22 protein-coding genes are annotated in these 20,924 nt (G+C 37.4%); 6 read left to right on the top strand and 16 right to left on the bottom strand.

The window, feature by feature from the left end; translation table 11 throughout:
• The first annotated feature begins 302 nt into the window (after positions 1-302).
• Entirely contained in the window at positions 303-1,184 is an 882-nt protein-coding gene (locus JKP73_RS20590; protein ID WP_021292438.1) for a TetR/AcrR family transcriptional regulator, read from the top strand.
• Between the two features lie 90 nt (positions 1,185-1,274).
• Here the strand turns inward: JKP73_RS20590 and JKP73_RS20585 are convergent, their stop codons facing one another.
• The 5 genes from JKP73_RS20585 to JKP73_RS20565 all read right to left on the bottom strand — a co-directional run bounded on the left by JKP73_RS20585 (position 1,275) and on the right by JKP73_RS20565 (position 6,030).
• Entirely contained in the window at positions 1,275-1,634 is a 360-nt protein-coding gene (locus JKP73_RS20585; protein WP_038245549.1) for an MFS transporter, read from the bottom strand.
• Between the two features lie 153 nt (positions 1,635-1,787).
• Entirely contained in the window at positions 1,788-2,384 is a 597-nt protein-coding gene (locus JKP73_RS20580; RefSeq protein WP_021292436.1) for a lysophospholipid acyltransferase family protein, read from the bottom strand.
• A 127-nt stretch (positions 2,385-2,511) separates the two neighbouring features.
• The gene (locus JKP73_RS20575) at positions 2,512-3,855 is read right to left on the bottom strand and encodes a GntP family permease (RefSeq protein ID WP_021292435.1); all 1,344 of its coding nucleotides are present in this window, start codon (positions 3,853-3,855) and stop codon (positions 2,512-2,514) included.
• A 22-nt stretch (positions 3,856-3,877) separates the two neighbouring features.
• Positions 3,878-5,074 (bottom strand): iron-containing alcohol dehydrogenase, encoded by a 1,197-nt coding sequence (locus JKP73_RS20570; RefSeq protein WP_200411754.1) that lies wholly within the window; start codon positions 5,072-5,074, stop codon positions 3,878-3,880.
• A gap of 374 nt (positions 5,075-5,448) precedes the next feature.
• A complete protein-coding gene (locus JKP73_RS20565) occupies positions 5,449-6,030 on the bottom strand; it encodes a TetR/AcrR family transcriptional regulator (RefSeq protein WP_200411753.1) in 582 nt (193 codons plus the stop codon).
• 154 nt (positions 6,031-6,184) lie between these two features.
• Between JKP73_RS20565 and JKP73_RS20560 the strand changes: the two genes are divergently transcribed.
• The 4 genes from JKP73_RS20560 to JKP73_RS20545 all read left to right on the top strand — a co-directional run bounded on the left by JKP73_RS20560 (position 6,185) and on the right by JKP73_RS20545 (position 9,384).
• Positions 6,185-7,390, top strand: a complete 1,206-nt coding sequence (locus tag JKP73_RS20560; protein WP_200411752.1) for an MFS transporter — start codon at positions 6,185-6,187, stop codon at positions 7,388-7,390.
• A 211-nt stretch (positions 7,391-7,601) separates the two neighbouring features.
• Positions 7,602-8,018, top strand: a complete 417-nt coding sequence (locus JKP73_RS20555) for an RrF2 family transcriptional regulator (RefSeq protein ID WP_021292431.1) — start codon at positions 7,602-7,604, stop codon at positions 8,016-8,018.
• A gap of 31 nt (positions 8,019-8,049) precedes the next feature.
• The gene (locus JKP73_RS20550) at positions 8,050-8,637 is read left to right on the top strand and encodes a class I SAM-dependent methyltransferase (protein ID WP_200411751.1); all 588 of its coding nucleotides are present in this window, start codon (positions 8,050-8,052) and stop codon (positions 8,635-8,637) included.
• A gap of 120 nt (positions 8,638-8,757) precedes the next feature.
• A complete protein-coding gene (locus JKP73_RS20545; protein WP_021292429.1) occupies positions 8,758-9,384 on the top strand; it encodes a metal-dependent hydrolase in 627 nt (208 codons plus the stop codon).
• 54 nt (positions 9,385-9,438) lie between these two features.
• Here the strand turns inward: JKP73_RS20545 and JKP73_RS23275 are convergent, their stop codons facing one another.
• The 10 genes from JKP73_RS23275 to JKP73_RS20500 all read right to left on the bottom strand — a co-directional run bounded on the left by JKP73_RS23275 (position 9,439) and on the right by JKP73_RS20500 (position 18,427).
• Positions 9,439-9,912: a DeoR/GlpR family DNA-binding transcription regulator gene (locus JKP73_RS23275; RefSeq protein WP_234447152.1), complete on the bottom strand. Its 474-nt coding sequence runs from the start codon at positions 9,910-9,912 to the stop codon at positions 9,439-9,441.
• On the bottom strand, positions 9,882-10,208 hold the full coding sequence (locus JKP73_RS23270; RefSeq protein ID WP_234447151.1) for a DeoR family transcriptional regulator: 327 nt from the start codon (positions 10,206-10,208) through the stop codon (positions 9,882-9,884). The genes JKP73_RS23275 and JKP73_RS23270 overlap by 31 nt, the downstream gene beginning before the upstream one ends.
• A gap of 32 nt (positions 10,209-10,240) precedes the next feature.
• Positions 10,241-11,356 carry a 2-aminoethylphosphonate--pyruvate transaminase gene (gene phnW / locus JKP73_RS20535; RefSeq protein ID WP_200411750.1) on the bottom strand — a complete coding sequence of 372 codons (1,116 nt, stop codon included), beginning with the start codon at positions 11,354-11,356 and terminating at the stop codon, positions 10,241-10,243.
• On the bottom strand, positions 11,353-12,165 hold the full coding sequence (gene phnX / locus JKP73_RS20530; protein WP_038245563.1) for a phosphonoacetaldehyde hydrolase: 813 nt from the start codon (positions 12,163-12,165) through the stop codon (positions 11,353-11,355). The genes phnW and phnX overlap by 4 nt, the downstream gene beginning before the upstream one ends.
• On the bottom strand, positions 12,158-13,936 hold the full coding sequence (locus JKP73_RS20525) for a putative 2-aminoethylphosphonate ABC transporter permease subunit (RefSeq protein WP_074436686.1): 1,779 nt from the start codon (positions 13,934-13,936) through the stop codon (positions 12,158-12,160). Before JKP73_RS20525 ends, phnX begins: the two co-directional genes overlap by 8 nt.
• Positions 13,937-14,213: 277 nt before the next feature.
• Entirely contained in the window at positions 14,214-15,218 is a 1,005-nt protein-coding gene (locus JKP73_RS20520) for an ATP-binding cassette domain-containing protein (RefSeq protein WP_200411749.1), read from the bottom strand.
• 16 nt (positions 15,219-15,234) lie between these two features.
• Positions 15,235-16,299 carry a putative 2-aminoethylphosphonate ABC transporter substrate-binding protein gene (locus JKP73_RS20515; protein ID WP_021292423.1) on the bottom strand — a complete coding sequence of 355 codons (1,065 nt, stop codon included), beginning with the start codon at positions 16,297-16,299 and terminating at the stop codon, positions 15,235-15,237.
• 375 nt (positions 16,300-16,674) lie between these two features.
• Positions 16,675-16,848: a hypothetical protein gene (locus JKP73_RS20510; protein WP_021292422.1), complete on the bottom strand. Its 174-nt coding sequence runs from the start codon at positions 16,846-16,848 to the stop codon at positions 16,675-16,677.
• Positions 16,849-17,187: 339 nt separating this feature from the next.
• A complete protein-coding gene (locus JKP73_RS20505; protein WP_021292421.1) occupies positions 17,188-17,736 on the bottom strand; it encodes an NADPH-dependent FMN reductase in 549 nt (182 codons plus the stop codon).
• Positions 17,737-17,806: 70 nt separating this feature from the next.
• Positions 17,807-18,427 (bottom strand): superoxide dismutase, encoded by a 621-nt coding sequence (locus JKP73_RS20500; RefSeq protein WP_021292420.1) that lies wholly within the window; start codon positions 18,425-18,427, stop codon positions 17,807-17,809.
• Between the two features lie 256 nt (positions 18,428-18,683).
• Between JKP73_RS20500 and JKP73_RS20495 the strand changes: the two genes are divergently transcribed.
• Complete coding sequence (locus JKP73_RS20495) at positions 18,684-19,304, top strand: helix-turn-helix transcriptional regulator (protein ID WP_021292419.1); 621 nt, start codon at positions 18,684-18,686, stop codon at positions 19,302-19,304.
• A gap of 64 nt (positions 19,305-19,368) precedes the next feature.
• Here JKP73_RS20495 and JKP73_RS20490 read toward each other — a convergent pair whose 3' ends face one another.
• Positions 19,369-20,769 carry a sugar porter family MFS transporter gene (locus JKP73_RS20490; RefSeq protein WP_021292418.1) on the bottom strand — a complete coding sequence of 467 codons (1,401 nt, stop codon included), beginning with the start codon at positions 20,767-20,769 and terminating at the stop codon, positions 19,369-19,371.
• Positions 20,770-20,924: the final 155 nt, after the last annotated feature.

Raw genomic sequence — 20,924 nt, 5'->3', positions numbered from 1 at the left:
GAAAAAAATGGAAAAACGTTAGGTCTATTAGTCATGCGGAAATTTTGACTTACTCAGGAGGTTTATCCCCCCTGAATAAATCAAGGTAAATAATTCAAATAAATTGTGTAAAACACTTGACTGGAGGTAAGAAAAGTCAGAAAGTTTACTCTTTAGCTTTTGAGGTGATTTTTTTAACAGGGATACGGTTCTTATGATCAAAAGGAGTTTCCTTACAATATTTTCAATATCTTACGCTTTGCTTATGCATGTATTATAGGGTACGATAGGTTTATCTTAATGTAATAAAGGTGAATGATCGAATGAATGAACGAAAACGACAAGTATTGTTGACAGCACAACGACTTTTCATAGAAAAAGGCTTTTCAGCCACTTCTGTCCAAGACATTTTAGAAGAATCTACTATTTCTAAAGGAACCTTCTATAATTACTTTTCATCTAAGAATGAGTGTTTAATTGCTATCTTAGAACATGTAAACGACGAAACCTTTATTCGAAGAAGAGAACTTCTAATTGGACAAGATCCTTCAGATAAGCAGGTATTGGCTGAACAAATAGCGGTACGTATGCAAGTAAATAAAGAACAGAATCTATTCATGCTTTTTGAAGCAATTTTCCATTCAGGTGATGAAGAGTTAAGAGATTTTGTAAAGAAAAATCATTTCAAGGAGTTATTCTGGCTTCGAAACCGAATTGTTGATGTATATGGACATTTAGCGACGCCCTTCGCATTAGATGCGGGCGTACTATTACTAGGTATGATGCAGCATATTAATCATATTGGTTCAACATCTTCTCAGCATTTAGGCAGTATTCAGGAACTCATTCAATATGTCATTCGGCGATTAGATGCTATTATTCCACATTTAATAGAAACCAATGATCAACTTTTAGGTGACGAATCATATACTATCTTAACAAATAATATGGATGATACGGTCTATACTAGCCAAGAAATTGCGGAACAATTGGAAGGTTTTCTTAGCAATCTTAACCGCGGACAAACGGAGCGTGGCAAAGAGTATATTCTCTTTTTATTAGAGGAATTAGCAAAAACATCCCCACGGTTTTCTCTTATTGAATCAATTTCTCGCTCGTTTATGGAAACATTTGCAGGTACTTCTGATGAATCAGAAGCCAGAGAAATTGCCTCAAAAATATGGAGTTATCTTGACAACCATTAAGATTCGTTTACGGGGAATATTATATGTTCCTAACTCATAGCAAATAACTAGGCATTGCTCCGCGGGGACAACTTGAGTAGCTGAAGATAGCTACAAAATAGCTATGGCCCTGCCCTGGCCTTCCGAAATAAAGGTTCTTATCATACTCATACCACTAGAACTTCCCATCGCCTGTAAAGCTCGACATACTAGTAGAAATAAATAGTTTGGGGAGATAGGAGCTAGTATTGAAGCCAAGGAAACAATTGTAAGCTCTGCCATAAATAATCGTTTTGACCGAACATATCGCTTGCTTAGTTTTCCCATTATGGGCTGTCCAGCTGCACTTACCAAATAAAGAAACAGAGATAAACCAGGAGCATCTAAGTAAGTGAAGTTAAAATCATGTTGAAGTCGTGTCAATGCAATCGCAATCATGGCGGAGTTTAATGGATATAATAATATCCCCAATCCAATCGTGATGTTAAATAAGCCTCATTTATGTTTCACCCCTGACATGCCAATCACCTATGATAGAAATTTTAACGAAGAATATTTCTATCATAGGTGAAAACATTGTCTGGGAAAAGCATTTTAACTTAACTAAAGTTGGAACACGAACCATTAATTCAGCTCATTCAATCGGTTTTGTAAATTACTAAGTTCTTGATTCAATTGGACCATCATCTCTTCCATTGCTTGTTTTCTTGGTAAATGTTCCGAAATATAAATTGGCTTCCCGTAAATAATGGAAGGCTTTATTCGTTTAAAGAGGTCTGTAAAATTATTAGGTCCTTTATATGCTACAGGAACAATCGGTACTTTTGCATGTCCAGCAATAGTTACAGCACCTCTTTTTAATGGAACCTCTTCACTTGTTCTTGTTCCACTTGGAAAAATACCTACCACTTTCTGCTCAGCAAGCAGCCTTCTCGGAACTTTAATCGTACTTGGTCCTGGGTTTTCACGATCAACAGGAAATGCATTTAACCGTTCCATTAGCCACTTTAATAACTTTGATTGAAATAATTCTTTTTTTGCCATGTAATGAATTTTCTTAGGAAGCATAGAAACACCCAGCCACAAGATATCCACCCAGCCTGTGTGGGTACAAGCAATAACAAATCCACCAGGTATCGCTGCATTCTCCTTCTGATAAACGTTTATTCTTCCAAATAAACTTAAAATTATTTTTAATAAATATGCTGCTAAATAATACAATACGATAACCCCCTTGAATAACTTATATTTCATTTTAACACAAAGTATTAGAACCAGGTACTAAATATTTGAAAAATAGATACCCCAGCCCTTGAAACTGACTGAGGCTAAATGAAGAAATGCTTATTTATAATATAGAATATAATATAACAGCAATGAACATTGCCGCCATAGGCAAAATGACACTTAAATAAAGTATTGGTGTATATGCTCGTTTATGGGATTCTCCACAAATAGTACGGACTGTTGTAACAACATAACCATTATGCGGCATGGAATCAAGACCTCCTGAACCAAGAGCAGCTAAACGGTGCATTGCACCAGGGTCTAATCCCTGACTCATATAAATTGGAGCTAAAATCGGAAGAGCGATTCCGAGCCCTCCTGAAGCAGATCCAGTAATGGCACAAATAATTGAAACACCTAATGCTAATCCTAACAAGGGTGGTCCTGGTAAATTAACAAGACCATTTACTAATCCATCAAATGCAGACACTTGAGCCGCAACACTACCAAAACCTACGACGCCACATGTATTTGACAATGCCACAAGTGCATTTTGTGTTCCGACAGCTAGTGAGTCCCAGAATTCCTTTAAGAAACGATGCATGGTTAAACATGCAACATTGATTCCTACAGTCATTGCTATTAACAACGCTGTAGTTGGATTCATGAATTGACCTAAAATATTTAAAATAACAATCACCAAGACTAATGGAAGAATTGAAACAATGATATTTGGCAAGTCTGCCTGCTTTTCTTCTGTTTGTTCTTGTGCTAAAGCAGCTGCCAACTCTTCATTTGCTTTGATTGGAGAAGCACTTGGCAACGCGAAATCTTCTCCTTTCCTCGATGCTTTTCGCACCATGGAACCAAGCCATAAACCGCCTACTACCATGATAAAAATCCCCATTAACAAACCTATCCAACCACCAGCTGTTGGAGTTGTTCCAAAGAATTCAGTAGGAATAATATTTTGGATCTCTGGTGATCCAGGTGATGTCATTGTAAATGAGATCGAGCCAAAAACAAGCGCCCCCGGGATAAATCGATGAGGTAAATTTGCTGCACGGAATAATGAAACAGCAATTGGATAAATAGCAAAGCCTACAACAAATAAACTCACACCACCATAAGTCATAATTGCAGCTGCTGCCACAACTGCTAGTACCGCACGTTTCTCTCCTATTACTTTCTTGATCCATTGTGCAATGCTTTCTGCTGATTTCGTTTCTTGCATGATTTTCCCAAAGATTGCACCAAGCAAAAATACCAAGAACCAAGATGCAAAATAACTAGTAAACCCAGACATATAATTATCCATTAACGCTGTTTCCAGATTAAGTCCACCAGTGATTGCAATTACAATCGAACAAAGGATAGCAGCAATAATGATATTAATTCCTTTCATCGTTAAATAAATGAGTAATACTACCGCCCCAATTAAACCAACCATACCAAGAACATCCATAATCGACACGCTCCCTTACGATCTATTTCATAACATTATCTGTTGAATAATTGTAATCGAAACAAATTCGATATAGTGATTCAATTTCTAATCTGGTTGGAACCTTTGGGTTATTTGCTGGACTGCCACTGTCAAGTGCATCTAATGCCATCTTTTTGATAACGCTTTCATAAGATCTCTCATCAATTCCCCAACCACGTAAATTCGGAATTTGTAACTCCTTACATAAGCGTTTAACCTCATTTACTGCAATATCCGCAGCAGTTTGATTATCGACCTTCTCTTTAGTAGGAACAAAAAACCTCCCCAAATCAGCTAAACGTTCCCTACAATGTTCTTGGCTAAATTCTAGCACTGCTGGTAACAACATTGCATTGGAATAACCATGAGGTACATGGAACAAAGCTCCAATTGGTCTTGACATCCCATGAACCAAGCATACAGATGCATTCGTAAAGGCAATCCCTGCTTGTAGTGCACCTAATGCCATTGCTCCCCTTGCATCTAAATTCTCTCCATGTTCATAAGCTGCTTCAATATGGTCTACAATTAATTTCATCGCTGAAAGGGCCAATGTGTCTGTCATAGGTTGTGATTGTCTTGAAATGTATGCTTCTATCGCATGACTGAGGGCATCAATACCGGTTGCTGCGGTAACATGCTTTGGAGATGAAATCGTTAATAGCGGATCAACAATAGCAACTTCCGGCATAAATGCTGGCTGTTTAATCATCATTTTCACATCGTTTGCTGTATTGGTTATAACAGTGGCATCCGTAGCTTCAGAACCCGTTCCTGCAGTAGTCGGTATCGCGATATGCGCAATAGGTGCTTTCGTTATTGTTTTGTTTCTGTTCCTATAGTCCCCAATATACCCACCATTTGCAGCCAGTACAGAAACGGCTTTCGCAGTATCAATACAACTCCCGCCACCTATTGAAATAATTACATCACATGATTTCTCCTCCATTAACTCTAGGGCTTCTGTTACAAATACATCAGTAGGTTCAGATGCCACCCCAAGATATGTAACACTCTCTACTTTCGCTGTTGCTAAATAATCACGTACATTACTGATGTATCCAAGGCTACTCATTACTTCATCACTAATAATTAAAGCTTTGCTTCCGTAATGAGCAGTCTCTTCACCTATCCGTTCTAAGGCAGATCTCCCATAATGAATGGTTCTTGGCATTCGAAAAACAGCACGCATGTCCAACTTCCTTCCTCCCCTAATAAATTTTATATATTCTTAAGCCTACAAGCGAAAATCATGCCAGAAAAAAATATCCTTCCTCTACCTACCTTTACGACTACTATTTGACAACTGTATTGTAGTGACTACACGACGATTCCATTCTTTTACTACACTTAACAGTTGACCACTAACCATATCAATTACATAATTTCATGGCTACTCCTATTTTATGAATGGCAAGATTTTTTATGAGATAAATAGATTAGTTGTAGCTTCATTTAAAAAATAAAAACGGAAGAATGACTTCTTTCATTCTTTTGGCATACGCTCATACTGCTTCAATCAATTGTATAAAACGGAACGACAGCATCCTGCCACGTTCCTCATCCACTTTGTTACATACGAATACCACGCCAGAACACTTCCCATATACGCTCTGCATGACGTTGTAATGTCGGATAATCATAAAAGATGATTTCATTGGACAATCCCTCGAGTAAACAAAAATAAGTATGAGCGATTTGCTTTGCTTCTAGATCTTTACTAATTTCTCCTACCGTTTGGCCGTTTTCAATCTCTTTAACTAGGATACGTAACGCTTCCTCTTCACTACGTTCCAGATATGTAAATAACTCCTTTTCTAAATTCTGCGGAGGGTATTGAACGAAGCGATTATAGAATTGAATACTTGCATCGTCGCTTACTAGGTCCTTTACATGAATCATAAAAGATTGATAAAGACGTTTCTCACTCGATTGTTCGTTATTATCGATAGATTGTGCTACAAGATGTACATACTCATTTGTAATTTTTTCTGTTACATCTAAAAACAACGTTTCTTTGCTCGTGTAATGGGCATATAACGATGACTTTTTCAGCCCAACTTTTTCCGCTATTTTTGCCATTGATGTTCCCTCATAGCCATACGCGGCGAACAGTTCCATACTTTCAAGCAATAGCTTTTCTTTTGTTTGCATTGTTTTCCTCCTTTGACAAACAATAATTGCTAGGTTAAAATTTTAAAAACGACCGTTCGGTAGTTATGTGAATTGACTATAACATGATACCTAAAATATGTAAAGCTACCCTACGTAGAAGAATCAGATTTTATTACTTCGGAGGATTTGCGTTATGTCACCATTATTTCTATTTAATAATCGAATCTTTGTTCTTTTATTCGCATCTAGTATATTCGCTGTTGTTGGGTTTAGTATGTTTTTAACCACTACGACTTGGTATGTTATCACCGATTTAGGATCTGCTGGAACACTTGGGCTTGTGCTCATCGCTGCCACCGTGCCTCGTATCCTTATGATGGCCTTCGGAGGATTACTTGCAGATAAATATAAAAAAACAACAATTATGTTTAGTACAAATCTTATTCAGTCGATATTATTGTTAATTATTTTTATACTTGTATCGCAAGACAACATGACGTTAGCGTTACTGCTAATCTTATCCGGCTTGTTTGGAATGCTCGACGCTTTCTTTGGGCCAGCTAGTTCTTCCATGATTCCAAAAATTGTTGATCGTACACTTTTACAACCAGCAAATGCTGTTTTTCAAGGTGTAGATCAAATATCATTTGTAATTGGGCCTATTCTTGCAGGCTTCCTGATGGAACAAGTAAGTGTGTCTGGTAGTTATTTGGTTACTACAGGATTGGTATTCTTATCAGCGGTATTAATCTTTCCACCGTATATTAAAGAATCGCCTGTTGAAAAGGGAACAAAACAGACCCCTTTGCAAGATCTAAAGGTTGGTTTTTCTTATATTCGTCATTCAAACTTTTTATTAACAGGGTTACTGGTTTTAATTATCCTTAATTTCTTTGTATTTGGAGCACTTCATGTCGCTATTCCGTTACTTGTAGATGCTTATGGTGGAACACCTTTAAATCTAAGTTATATGGAAGTAAGCCTTGGAATTGGGTTAGTTGTTGGTACTGGATTTCTTAGCATGATACCAATAAAACGAAGAGGAAAAACCTCTCTATCCGGACTGGTATGCGCTTTAATTGCCTTTATCATTTTTAGCTGGGTTCCTAACTTAATACTATTAACCGTCGTTGTATTTTTTATTGGTTTGTCTATGTCCTTTGTATTTGTGCCATTTTTTACTGCCGCACAAGAAACAACCGATATTCATGTAATGGGGCGGGTGATGAGCTTAATTTTCCTAGCAATGAATGGGTTTGATCCAGTAGCATATGCACTTGTTTCTGGTCTAGCTGCTATCCAAATCCCTATCCAATTCATCTTGTTTGGATTGGGTGTAATTGGACTGATGATTACAATCGTATTGTTCTTCACATCGAAACCCTACCAACAGGTTTAGTTTTGATTGAGTAGTATTGCTTGAGGTATGGATTCTGTATTTCATACCTCTTTTTTATTTTAGATGTAGAGCTTTACAGATTGTCCTGTAAATGAAGGATAGTGAGAGTAATAGCCGCTGAAAGTTGACATGATTTTCTTAAAGTGATAATCTAAATCTAATTAAAGATAAAGACACTCTTTAATAACCTTAATACTGCAAGGAGGACATAATGAAATATTCGAAAGCTACTAACTACGCCCTGCACACGATGGTGTATCTACTTCTTCTTCCTAAGGGAAAAACAATAGGTGTCCAGCGTTTGGCGGAAATACAAAATCTATCACCTACTTATTTGTCAAAAATCTTAACAAAGCTTGCTAAAGGTGGACTGATTGAATCGACACCTGGAGTTAAAGGTGGTTATCAAATTTCTAAACCGAAGAATGAAATTTCATTTCTAGATGTAATTACTTCCATCGAGGGAGACTCCAATTTATTTAGTTGCTCGTTGAATCATAATACAGATTGTCTCATTGAACGTGTGATGATCGATGCCGAATATAATATGAAAAATGAGCTTAATAATAAGTTTTTAATTGATATTGCTAATACAATGGAAGACAAATGCACCGATAATATTATTTGAAAAGCAAATCATGAAGCCTAGGAGGTTGAATATGAACCATAAAAATCATTCCAAACCCTTTTCAAATATAGTATACGATTTAGATAATCCTAAAAGAAGAGAATCTTTCCCTCCAGAAAGATTATTAGACATGCTACCCATCAAAAGGACAGATACTATTTTAGATGTAGGTGCAGGTACCGGCTATTTAACAATTCCAGCAGCAAACCTAGTAGATGGCCAGGTATACGCACTAGATATAAATCCTAAAATGTTGGAATTGATAAAAACCAAAACCGAAAAGGACACTATTGAAAATGTTCATACCATCCGAGGAACAATCGATAATATACCATTAGCAGATGCCTCTATTGACATCGTCCTAGCATCCATTGTTTTACATGAGGTTCAACCACTATCCAACGCATTACAGCAAATAAAACAAGTGCTTAGAGAAGATGGTTATTTCGTATGTGTGGAATTTGAGGATAAAGAATTTTCCCCAAATGGACCACCAAGAATCTCATCATCGGATATGGAGCAAGCATTAATAAATGCAGGCTTCCATATAACTGAAAAGTTTTCCCCAAATGAATTGTTATATATCATTATTGCTAAAACTCCATTCAAAGCAACATAACCCATGTACGGAGATCGGTTGTATCTCTATTTTTTATTCACCCCCTAAACAGAACATACATTTTGTTGTACAATATAAAAAGCTGTTTTCCACAAGATAACGATTGGAAGGGGTGAAAACATGAACGGTACAGCACATGCAGCAATTGGAGCAGCAACAGGATTTATTGTAGCAAATAATGTTCAAGGGACTCCTTCTGAAACACTCTTACTCGTCGGATTAGGAACCGTTTCTGGATTAATACCAGATCTTGATATTGATGGAAAATTAAGAGGAAAAATTACCTTGTCTCATAAGATGTTTCGCACCGTTGCACAGTTCATTGGTATATTACTTATTTGTTATAGCTTTTATGAAGGAACGGAAAATGAGCGATTCATCGGTATGGGGATTGGATTAGGTTTACTAGCCTTATCCTCTTCCATAAAACAACGCCATATGCTAACAATTACAGGAATTGGTGTATTAGCAGGCGGAATATCCTTGCAAGAAATATGGTTAATGCTGTTAGGAATTTACATACTTATTGCCTCCTTTGTAGCTCATCGAAGCTATACACATTCGATTCTAGGAGTTATTTTTTTTGGATTTATTGCTTCTAAACTAGAAACTTCTCTTGCAATAGAAGGTGTTTATTATACATGCATTATCGCTTATATTAGTCATTTGATTGCTGATAGTAAGGTGTTACCATTTAATAAACGCGGGGTTAAACTTCTTCTGCCAATTTGGTCCAAGGATTTTTAAAAAAACGTGGAAAAGCTCTATATTAGAAGCTTTTCCACTTTTTTATAAGTAGCTTTAACAAGTAATCCAATCGAGACCCTTTATATCCCAGTTAGCGGGTGCGTCAGCATTACAGATGACATGATCAAATGCTGTAAGTGATTCAATTTTATAATTTGCGGTTACACCAAGCTTTGAATGGTCCGCTAATGCGTAAACTTGTTTAGCTTGATAAATGAATAATTCTGAAAGTGAACATTTTTCCGAGTGGTACCCCGTCATTCCAATCTTTGGTTCTATTCCATCTAAGGATATAAAAGCCTTATCAGGAAAAAATGATTGGGCCATTGTTTTTGTAAATGAGCCACCTGTACGACCATGTGCACTATGAACATGCCCACCTAAAAATATAATATCACCATCAAACTGTTTTTTTTGTTCATATTCCATCAATGCTTTTACAATTGGAAAAAAATTCGTAATAACCATTAGTCCGCTTTTTCCCACTAAGGCGGGAATCATTTGCAGGGTAGTGCTCCCCTCATCAATAAAAATAACATCGCCATCTTCGGTGATTGATGCTGCTTGCTCTCCAATCCTTTTTTTTCAACTTGATTCGTTATATTACGTTCCATAATGGTTGGTTCATTACGAGTTGTTTCAATCCTTAGCGCACCACCATACACTTTTTTTAGAAGATTCTTCGTTGCTAATTCATCAAGGTCTCGGCGAACGGTTTCTGTTGACACGTTGAAATCCAATGCCAATTGACGTACACTGACCTTTCCATGTTGATCGATGAGGTTCAAGATTTTGTGTTTTCGCTCGTCTGACAATAGTTCCATTTATATATCTCCCCTTCGAACAAGTCCTGAATCTATGCAAAAAGTTCTTGTTTATCTACAATAAAGCTCTTGATAACACCGAGAAGAAGATGAATATCTTCTACATAAACCTCACCTATATTTCCGATTCGAAATGTATCAACCTTTGATATTTTTCCTGGATAAATTACGAAACCTTGCTTTTTCAATGATTGATAAAATTGCTCAAACGTAAAATTGGTTTGTTTAGGATAAAGAAAGGATGTTATTATTGGTGATTGATACGCTCTTGGAATAAGCACATGAAATCCAAGTTCTTCCATACCTTTTACCAATTGTTCTTGATTTGTTGCATAGCGTTGGTTACGAACAGTAATCCCCCCCTCTTCTTCTAATTCTATAAGTGCTTGGTGAAAAGCTCGGACTACATGTGTTGGTGATGTATAGCGCCATTTTCCATTTGCTTCTTCCATTTTTTTATATTGCGAATAAAGGTCTAAAGAAAGAGAGCGCGCATTTCCTTTACACGCTTCTAATTTATCACGGTCCGCTATACAAAACCCGAAACCAGGGACGCCCTGAATACATTTATTAGCACTGCTAATTAAAAAATCAATATTCCAATCAACTACATCCATCTCTACTCCACCAAAGCTTGACATGGCATCTACGATTGTGATTTTGCCATAGCTTTTAGCAAGCTGACAAATAGCTTTCGCAGGATTTAATACACCAGTTGTCGTTTCACAGTGCACAACGACAACATGCGTAATGGCCGGGTCTCGTTTTAATTCAGCTGCGATTCGTTGTTCATCCAGTATTTCGCTTTCTTCTGTTGAAACAACCGTAGTAGCTATTCCGAGTACTTCTGTCATTTCCACGATCCGATCTCCGTATGCACCGTTCGTACAAATCAGCAATTTTCCTCTTTGCTTCGGTATAACCGTACCAAGGACTGCTTCCACTGTAAAAGAGCCGCTCCCCTGCATCAATACTGCTGTATATTTATCTACAGTTGTTGTCGCTAATTGAACAAGACGGCTCCGTACATCTTGCACAAGTTGATTGTACTCAGCATCCCAAGTGCACCAGTCTTTTAGCATCGCTTCTCGAACCGTCTCCGATGTCGATAGAGGTCCAGGGGTTAATAACAAGTAATCATTTTTCATAACAGACTACCCTCCTCCTTAGGTAAAGGGGTCCCTTCGATATCATTAACTACTGCTTCTAGATCACGAATTTGTTTAATAACATAATCTGCACCTGCTGCTTTTAGTTGCTCTGAAACAAAACGAATACGTTCTTCCAATTCATTTGTTTTCGTGACTTCAACTTCTTCTTTCGTAAGTCCTAACTCACTGCTACCAAGTACAACACCAACGGTTATCATTCCTGCATTCTTTCCTTCTTTCATATCTGTTGGGGTATCACCTACTTTTATCAGCTTATTCATAGGGAATACTTCTAGCTCTTCTGCGTTACGATAGCACATCCATGGATAAGGACGTCCAGCTTTTACGTCATCTGCAGTAAAATAACAATCAGGTGCATAGCCCTGCGCTTTGGCACCCGGTGCTACAATTTCCATCATCGCTTTTGTATAACCTGTCGTTGCCCCAATTTTTATTCCTCTGCTGCGTAGTAACGTGACTAAATCGACGACTCCAGGAATCGGTTCGGTGAAATGTGAAAGCACCTGGAATAAATTGTCCTCAAAGGCATCATTCATTCGATGGACATCAGTTTCTGAAGGTTCCTCCCCCTTGACACGAATCCACTCTTGTCGAATCCGTGGCTCTGCAAGCATCGTGCGAATATGCTCAATTTTCAACATTCCCATTGGTCCACGCGCTTCTTCCACTGAAACGCTAACTCCCTCTTTACGAAATATCTCCAAAAACACCTCAAGTGGTGCAAAACATCCATAGTCCACTGTTGTACCAGCCCAATCAAATATTACTGCCTCTACCTTATTCATTCATGACCATTCCTTCCGTTAGTTGATTTTGTTTGTACTTACGTCGTTGTTGAATCCAGTAAACGACAAGCTCATAGAGTATTCGAACTGCAATGTTCGTGATAATGATAAGCACACTAAGTGCTGCTGCCTGCCCTAAGTTTCCGGCATCATCTAAATTGACAATAGAAATTGCTGCTAAGTTGAATTCTGCGGTATACAGAAACACAACAGCTGAAATGGTGACCATTGAATTGACGAAGAAATACATCGCCATTTCCAATATTGCTGGCATACACATTGGCACAGTTACTTTAAAAAATGTCTTATACATGGGTACACCCATTGATTCAGATACGGTTTCGAATTCTTTATCCAACTTCTTTAATGCACTTGTTGCCGTAACGTATGCGACAGAATAGAAATGCAATATGTTAGCAAGAACAATAATTCCAATTGTCCCGTATAAGAAGTTAAATGGGTTAGTGAAACGACTCCCAAATAATTCAATTGTTGGTTGACTAAAAAATAGAACATAACTTATCCCAATTACTAAACCTGGTACCGCAACCGGCAAAATAGAGAAGAACTTTCCTGCCTTTCGCAGTCCCGTCATCTTTCGAATTTTTTCAATTGCATAAGCATAGATAAATGTAAAGATCGTGCCAAACACAGCAGATAATGCTGCTACTAGCAAACTATTTTTAAAAGCTGTGAAACCACCACCTGTATAACTTTCTAATTGAAAGTTAGCTAGATTAAAAGATAAATTATATGGCCAGCCAGGTGCCAACGCCGCTATAATTACTGCTGCAAATACAAGGAACACACAAATGGTAATGATTGTAACAAAAGAAAATGCCAGAGCATTACGCTTCCTATTCTGCTTCACTTGAAATGGGATTGCTTTTGTTGATAAGGATGAACTTTGTTTACGATTCACCAGCTGATCTGAAAAGAAGGCTAGTAACGCTGGAATCATTAATAAAATACCTACAGTTGCTCCCATACTCATATTTTGCTGCCCAACAACTTGGGAGTAGATATCCGTTGCAAGTACATTGTATTGTCCACCTACTACTTTAGGTGCACCATAATCAGTGAAACTAAGAGAAAACACAAGGAATATCGCACTAACCAGGCCATATTTTGCATTAGAAAGTGTAATGGTAAAAAACTGTTTAGCCTTATTTACACCTAGCGTTTCTGCAGCTTCATATAATCGGTAATCCGAATTACCAAGGGCAACAAGCATGATCATAAACGCCTGTGGAAATGTATAAATGACTTCGGCAATAATAATGCCAACTGGTCCGTAAAGGTTAATATCCATTGCCGGCAACAGTCCAAAAAAACCATTTGTAAAGATCCCCTGATTACCAAATAGATAGACAAGGGCAATACCATGCATCATCGTTGGTGCAAACAAAGGCAAAAATGCAGCATAACGAAAGAAGGTTTTCCCTTTTATATCCGTTCTAACCAAGCAATAAGCATAAGCAAATGCTAGGCTAACAGATATCGCTGTAGTCATGGCTGCAATGAAAAATGTATTTTGTAAAGATTGAACCAGCGCAGGTGTTTGAAAATAATTTATAAAGTTATCAATCCCTACAAACACACCGTCATCACTTTGAAAAGCTTTTACAAACAGCGTCATTAATGGCAACACAAGTACTACAAGAAACGTCACTAGCATAACAAGCAGTAAACTACGTTTCAGCCAATTTTCTCTGTTGAAAAAGAACGGTTGTCTTGCTGTATTTGCAGGTATAGCATATTCTTGCTTCATTCCCTTCCTGCCTCCTTCTACGATGATGTCTGTGAGACGTTAATTATTTGATATACGACTTTTCCTATCGTCTAGGAACATATAATATGAAACTTCATTCTACGAGGATTTGTTCGTACTGCAAAATGCACTCCCTATCTAAACCTCTTGGCCCACATCAAGTCTTAGATGTGGGCATGATGGCTTCTTAACCCGAGACAAAATGGAAGCTTAATAGAATCTCCTCACTGCCAGCTCTAGCAGACACACTGCTTAACGAACACTTATGCTCTTGTTTTTAGGCGTCATAAGCCAGAATGCGATCCAGTGATAGATCCAAATGAATCTCTGACCCTTTTTGTAAATGAAACTCATGTACTTCTTTCATGGTAAGATCTGCTTTTATACTTGATCCATTTAAATCAGAGTTCCGATCATAAACTATAAACTGAACTCGAAAAACAGGACCACGAAATTCGATTGTTTCTACTTGTGCCTTTATCCCTCCCGACTTAGCAAGGCGTATATGTTCAGGTCGAATCGCCAATTTCTCTTGATTCTGATTCTTCCAGAAATTAATTGAACCAATAAAATCGGCTACAAACGCATTTATTGGGCGCTCATATACTTCTAACGGTGTACCAACTTGCATAATTTGTGCCTCATTCATTACAACAATTTTATCCGCCATTGTTAATGCTTCATCTTGATCATGTGTTACCATTATCGTTGTTATCTTCAGCTTTTCTTGAATCGAGCGAATTTCATAGCGAAGTCGCTCCCTCACCTTTGCATCGAGGGCAGAAAGTGGTTCATCAAGCAATAGGAAATCTGGAGATAAGGCTACTGCCCTTGCAAGAGCAACTCGCTGTTGTTGCCCTCCTGACAATTGAGCAGGATAGCGGTGACCTACCTGTTCTAAATCAACAAGTGCTAATGCCTCCCTAGCACGATCTTTTATTTCTTTTTGTGTTAACTTCTTAGTTTTTAGACCAAATATTACGTTTTGTAACGCAGTTAAATTTGGGAAGAGTGCATAGGACTGAAAGACAATCCCAAAATTTCGCTTTGCGGGCGGAACATTGGTCATATCTTTATCAGCCATGATGATAGTTCCTTTTGATGGTTCCTCAAGCCCGGCAATAATTCGTAGAAGCGTTGTTTTGCCACAGCCGCTCGGACCTAATAGGCAAACAAATTCACTTTTGTTTATGTCAACAGAAATATCATTTAAAGCTGTAAAACGTCCAAACTTCTTTTGTACATGGCTTATCGACAAATAACTTCTGTCTGTATTGCTCATCCCATTCACTCCTTGATTATTTTTTAGGTTCTGCTTTTTCAGCGAATTTTGATTCCCAAGTATTAATAATATCTGTATGGTTTTTCGCGGATACATTCAAATCATGGTTTTCATACAACAGATCTTCAAAATTCTCTGGGAATCCTTCGGCAGTTGGAAGGTTCTCATGTTTTGTTGCTAGACCATAAGCTTGGTGATATTCCTTCATAGCTTCATCAGAAATTGCCCAATCAAGAAAAGCTTTGGCTAATTTATCACTCTCTGTATCTTCTTTATTGATCATGGCATTGGCTTCTACATCCCAACCTAGACCTTCCTTCGGCAAATGAACTTCTACTGGCGCACCTTTTTGCTTTTCTTGCACACCACTATAAACAAGCCCTAATGAGATTGGAAACTCTCCTGTCGCAGCCATTTGGATTGGCTTTGAACCAGAATGGGTATACATACCAACATTTTCATGCAAATCTTCCATGTACTTCCAACCTTGTTCTTCACCCATCATTTGCAGCCAAGTGGAAACCTGCAAGTAGCCTGTCCCAGAGGAAGCAGGATGCGCCATTGCTATCAATCCCTTATACTTCGGATCAGTTAAATCTTCATACGTTCTAGGTACATCTAATCCCATTTTTTCTAGTTCTACTGTATTTACTGTAATCCCAGAAGCTGTAACAACATTCCCTACCCATTTCGGCGATTCTTGGTTTTTGTCTTTAAATATTCCTGGTACTTCCTCTATCCCTTCAGGCGAGTATGATTGAAGTAAATTCTGTTGATCTAATTTTAATAAATTAGAAGCTTGAACTCCCCAAACTACATCTGCCTTCGTATGCTTTCCCTCTGATAAAAGTTTTGCGGTAATAATCCCTGTAGAATCACGGACTATATTCAATTCTACATTCGGATATTTTTTCTCAAAGGACTCTAGATAGTTTGGTAACAATTCTTCTTCAACTGCTGTATATACCGTTAACTCTCCCTTTAACCCTTCATTTGCATTGCTAGAAGTCTCCTTACCACAAGCAGTAAGTATCCCTATACTTATAAGCATAAGTAAAATTGGTACAATGACCTTCTTCATCCTTTATCCACCTTTCTAATTCAACGATGGTGTTGAGTTATGTTGTTTCACTAAGTTGCTGTTAACACCTTTCTCCTACACCCACACTATAAAACAAATTTATTAAGTGAATATGAAGCCATTGTTAAGATATTGTTTTTTGTTATTTCATTTTGTTTTATGTGGTTTTATCGAAAGGTTATTACCCGTAGAAAGTGAAAACTAAGAAGTTGACATTAAGCAGGACACTATAATGAATGGCAAAGCATGATAGAGAGATCAACATAACGGAGGTTGAGGGAAGTCCCTCATTAAACGCGCTGGTTGGTATACTTCATTGTATAATATATTCCTCCTAGACATTAAAAAACCGTTAGCAGCTTCGTTGCTAACGGTTCATAATTCCTTACGATCTTTTAATGCTTCCATTTCCATTTCCAGCTTATCTATCCTCTTACGGAGCTTTTCCTTAGGCTCGGTGATTCGTTTTCTTAGCATCCCGATGATACTTAACATGGCTACAACACTTACAATAAGAGCAATAATAACGATTAAAGCGATGTCAAACATGTCGCTTCACTTCCTTTCTTTAAAAAACAAGGAAAACTTGAATTCGGCAATCCCACTGTCATTATAAACATAGGCTTATAAGGAGGAATTCGAAATACCAACTCCTTTCTTAGTAACGGATAGATAAATCCTCGTTTTTATCTTTGGTCTCTCCTAAATTCATACAATAAAGTAATCGATCTATACGCTTTCCTATGATTTTACAGGAAATAAATCGGTTGAGAAACCCCAAGATAATATCCATGATAAAAAAGGAGAGCATTCCTATTTAAGAAATGCTCTCCTTTTCCATCGTTCCGTTTCCTACTACTTATTATGAAAGTATGTATGTGTGAATCCCTATTTTTTATTTTCAACTTGTACACGTCGCTGAATCGAAATCATTTCTTTGGCAAGTGTGGTTATTCGTTCCATCACATTCCGATTTACAATTTGTTTATCATCATTAAAATCATCATTATGAATAAATACACTGCAAGTAGGCACAATTCCTTTCAAATAAGAAAGGATGGGTTTTAATTGATACTCTGACACTAGAAAATGCTTTTCAGATCCTCCTGTTGTGATCATTCCAGTGACTTTTGATTTAAAAGCATCTACAGGTAGGTGATCAAAAAGGTTTTTTAATGCTCCCGAAATGGATGCTTGGTATATAGGTGACCCGACAACTAACATGTCAGCTGACAGAATCGTATTTACAACATGCCATGTATCCTCGTTATAATAAGCTAAAGGAGCACCATTAACAAATTCAACCTCATAATCGCGAAGGTCAATTAATGCAGTTTCCAAACTTGCATCCACTCGTTTAGCCTCAAGTAGCACATCATGAACGGCCTGTGATGTCTTTTCTCCTACTAATGATCCTGCGATTCCAACTAGCTTCACTGGTGCTACCTCCTCTTCATTCTCTAGAATAAGGTACTCCCTCGAGTACCTTATTCTCCTTTTCTGTCAATTAGCTAATTGCTTTTTCATATTTTTCAGCAACAGCGTCCCAATTAATAATATTAAAGAAGTTCTCAATGTATTCTGGGCGTTTATTTTGATATTTAAGATAGTAGGCATGTTCCCAAACATCGATTCCTAAGATTGGGGTTTTGCCATCTGAAATCGGATTATCTTGGTTTGCTGTACTTGTTACTTCTAGCTTACCTTCTTGATTAACAACTAACCATGCCCAACCAGATCCAAAACGTGTGGTCGCTGCATCAGCGAATTTTTGTTCAAAACTGCTAATGCTGCCAAATGCCTCATTGATTGCTTCCGCAAGTTTACCAGCAGGTGCTGCAGCTTCTTTACCTGGTGCAATTACTTCCCAGAAAAGCGTATGGTTTAAATGTCCACCACCATTATTACGTACTGCTGTACGCACATCTTCTGGAACTGCCTCTAGGTTACTAATAATGGATGCTAATGATTGGTCAGCTAGTTCTGCTTTTCCTTCCAGTGCAGCGTTTAATTTGTTTACATATGTTTGATGATGTTTTCCATGATGTATTTCCATCGTTGTTTGATCGATGTACGGTTCTAATGCGTCTGTTGCATATGGTAGTTCAGGTAATTCAAATTTTGCCATAAAAAATTCCTCCACCCTTTTTATTTTGCACTTATTATACTTATTGGTATAATAAGTATACAGAAAGAATACCGTATCAAATGAAGAAGATCAACTTATTTGCTCGAAAAATTTTCCTTTTTAATACAGAAATAAACATTTTACTTCCAACTTACTTGTAGTTTTTATACAATATAAGCGTAGGAAACCAAAGGGATAACATCAATCACTCGTAGAAATCTCCATATAAATGACGCCAATCTTGTGAGGTGATAATTTGAAAAGAACCACAACGAAGGACAAAATTCTTACTATCTTAAAAAAAGAAGTCCGCTTAACAGTAAGTGAATTGACCAATCATTTAAAAATTACCGATATGGCCGTTAGAAAGCATCTTTCAATGATGGAAAAGGATGATCTTATTACTTCAAAAGAGGTTAAACCAGTAATGGGGAGACCAACACAAACATATTCTTTATCACAAAAAGGTGAATTGTTATTTCCCAAAAGTTACGAAGGACTAAGTTTAGAGTTTTTAAAAGATATAGAGGAAATATACGGTGAAAATTCCATCCAACAATTGTTCCAAAAGCGTGAAAGCCGATTAACCAGTGAATACGCGATTCGCATGAACAAGAAAGTCCCAAAACAAAGGATACAAGAAATGAAAACTATTCAAAATGAGAAAGGTTATATGGCAGACATTACCCAATTGGATGAGAATACGTATGAGCTAATTGAGTATAATTGTCCAATTATGGCCATTGCGAATGAATACAAAGTCGCTTGTCGCTGTGAAACTTCGATGTTTCAACAAGTACTTCAAACCGATCAGGTAACTCGAACAAGCTGTAAAACAGAAGGAAATGATCACTGCCGGTTTTTAATTGCTTTTTAAACCCGGTATTGATCATTTCCTTTTGTATATCTAGTGTAATCACAAAGGATAACAAAACTTTAAATTACATATTGGTTAATTTCTGTGAAAATTTTTCTTTATTTTTCTTCGGTTTCCAAAGCATTGCAATTTCTTCCAATGTTTTATTTTTCGTTTCGGGAACGATCGTCATTACGAAAAGGAAGCAAATGACATTAATGACCGCGAACATCCAAAACGTGAACGCTCCGCCCATATTATTAATTAATACTGGCGTGAATTGTCCAATTGCCCAATTTGCTCCCCAAAGGAAAATGGTTGCTATTCCTACCGCTTTCCCTCGTAAGTGATTCGGAAAGATTTCCGGAATCATAACCCATGGGATTGGCCCCATGGAAACGCAGAAAGCAGCGGTAAATCCGGCAATAAACAAAATAAGTAATATGCCGCTATTTTCAGGTTCAAAGAAGAATACGCTTCCAATCAGCAGCATAAAAATTGCCATTAGACTTGAACCAATCGCCATTAATTTCTTTCTGCCTAAACGATCAATTAACAAAATAGCTACAATTGTGAAAACAACTTGTACACTGCCAATAATACTTGTAGCTAAAAACTCGGTATTATTTTCAAATCCTACACTCCTAAAAATATCAGGTCCATAATAGGTTACTGCATTCATACCAATGACTTGATTGAATAAAGCCAGAAAGATTCCGACCCCTAAGGCCATTCTTAAACCTGGTTTTAATAATTGCTTTGCAGAGGAGTTTTGTTCTGCTTCAATGGACATTTTTATTTCTTTCGCTTCTCTTTTAGCTACTTGTTCCCCATTAATACGAGTCAATATACGATACGCTTCCTCATCCTTCCCTTTCTTAATCAAGAAACGAGGGCTTTCCGGAATAAAAAATAACAAGACTAAGAAGATGATCCCAGGTATCGTACCATAGCCGAGCATCCAGCGCCAGCCTGCCTCTAAGCCCCATTGATACGTACCACTATTAGCAACACCATAGTTAATGTAGAACGTGATGCTTATCCCTAAAATAGTGAACAACTGGTATAACGATCCAAGCCTGCCTCTAATTGCTGGTGGCGCGCATTCACTAATATAAGTCACAGATAATGCGGAAGCAAACCCAATACCAAATCCACCCAAAATTCTTGCAAAAACTAACATGGTTATACTTGTTGCAAATGCAGAAGCCAGGGCAGATATAATAAAGAACACCGCCGAAACCAACAATATATTCTTTCTTCCATACTTATCACTTAAAAAGCCTGACATGGCGACACCGATTACACCACCAATCATTACACAAGAAATTACCCAACCTTCCATAGCCGGACTTAAATCATATAAATCTTGTAAGTATCCGATAGCGCCTGAAATAACTGCCGTGTCAAAACCATATAATAACCCTCCCATACCTGCAGATACAGAAAGTAAAAGTACATACCAAAATGAATGTTTTTTTACCATGATGCTCCTCCTCTTATATCGGTTATGATATGAATCAATGTAAGCATGTAGAAGGAAGGAAATTTGTCACCTACCATTTAATAACAAACTTCACATTGTGATTCCGCTTTCATTTCACTAATAAACTAATATCTTTTCTTAATCATTCTTAGAGA

Source organism: Virgibacillus salexigens (genome assembly GCF_014905415.1).
GTDB classification, from domain to species: Bacteria; Bacillota; Bacilli; order Bacillales; family Amphibacillaceae; genus Virgibacillus; species Virgibacillus salexigens.
The sequence above is the reverse complement of the archived record's forward strand: the minus strand, read 5'-3'. Positions and strand labels throughout refer to the sequence as shown.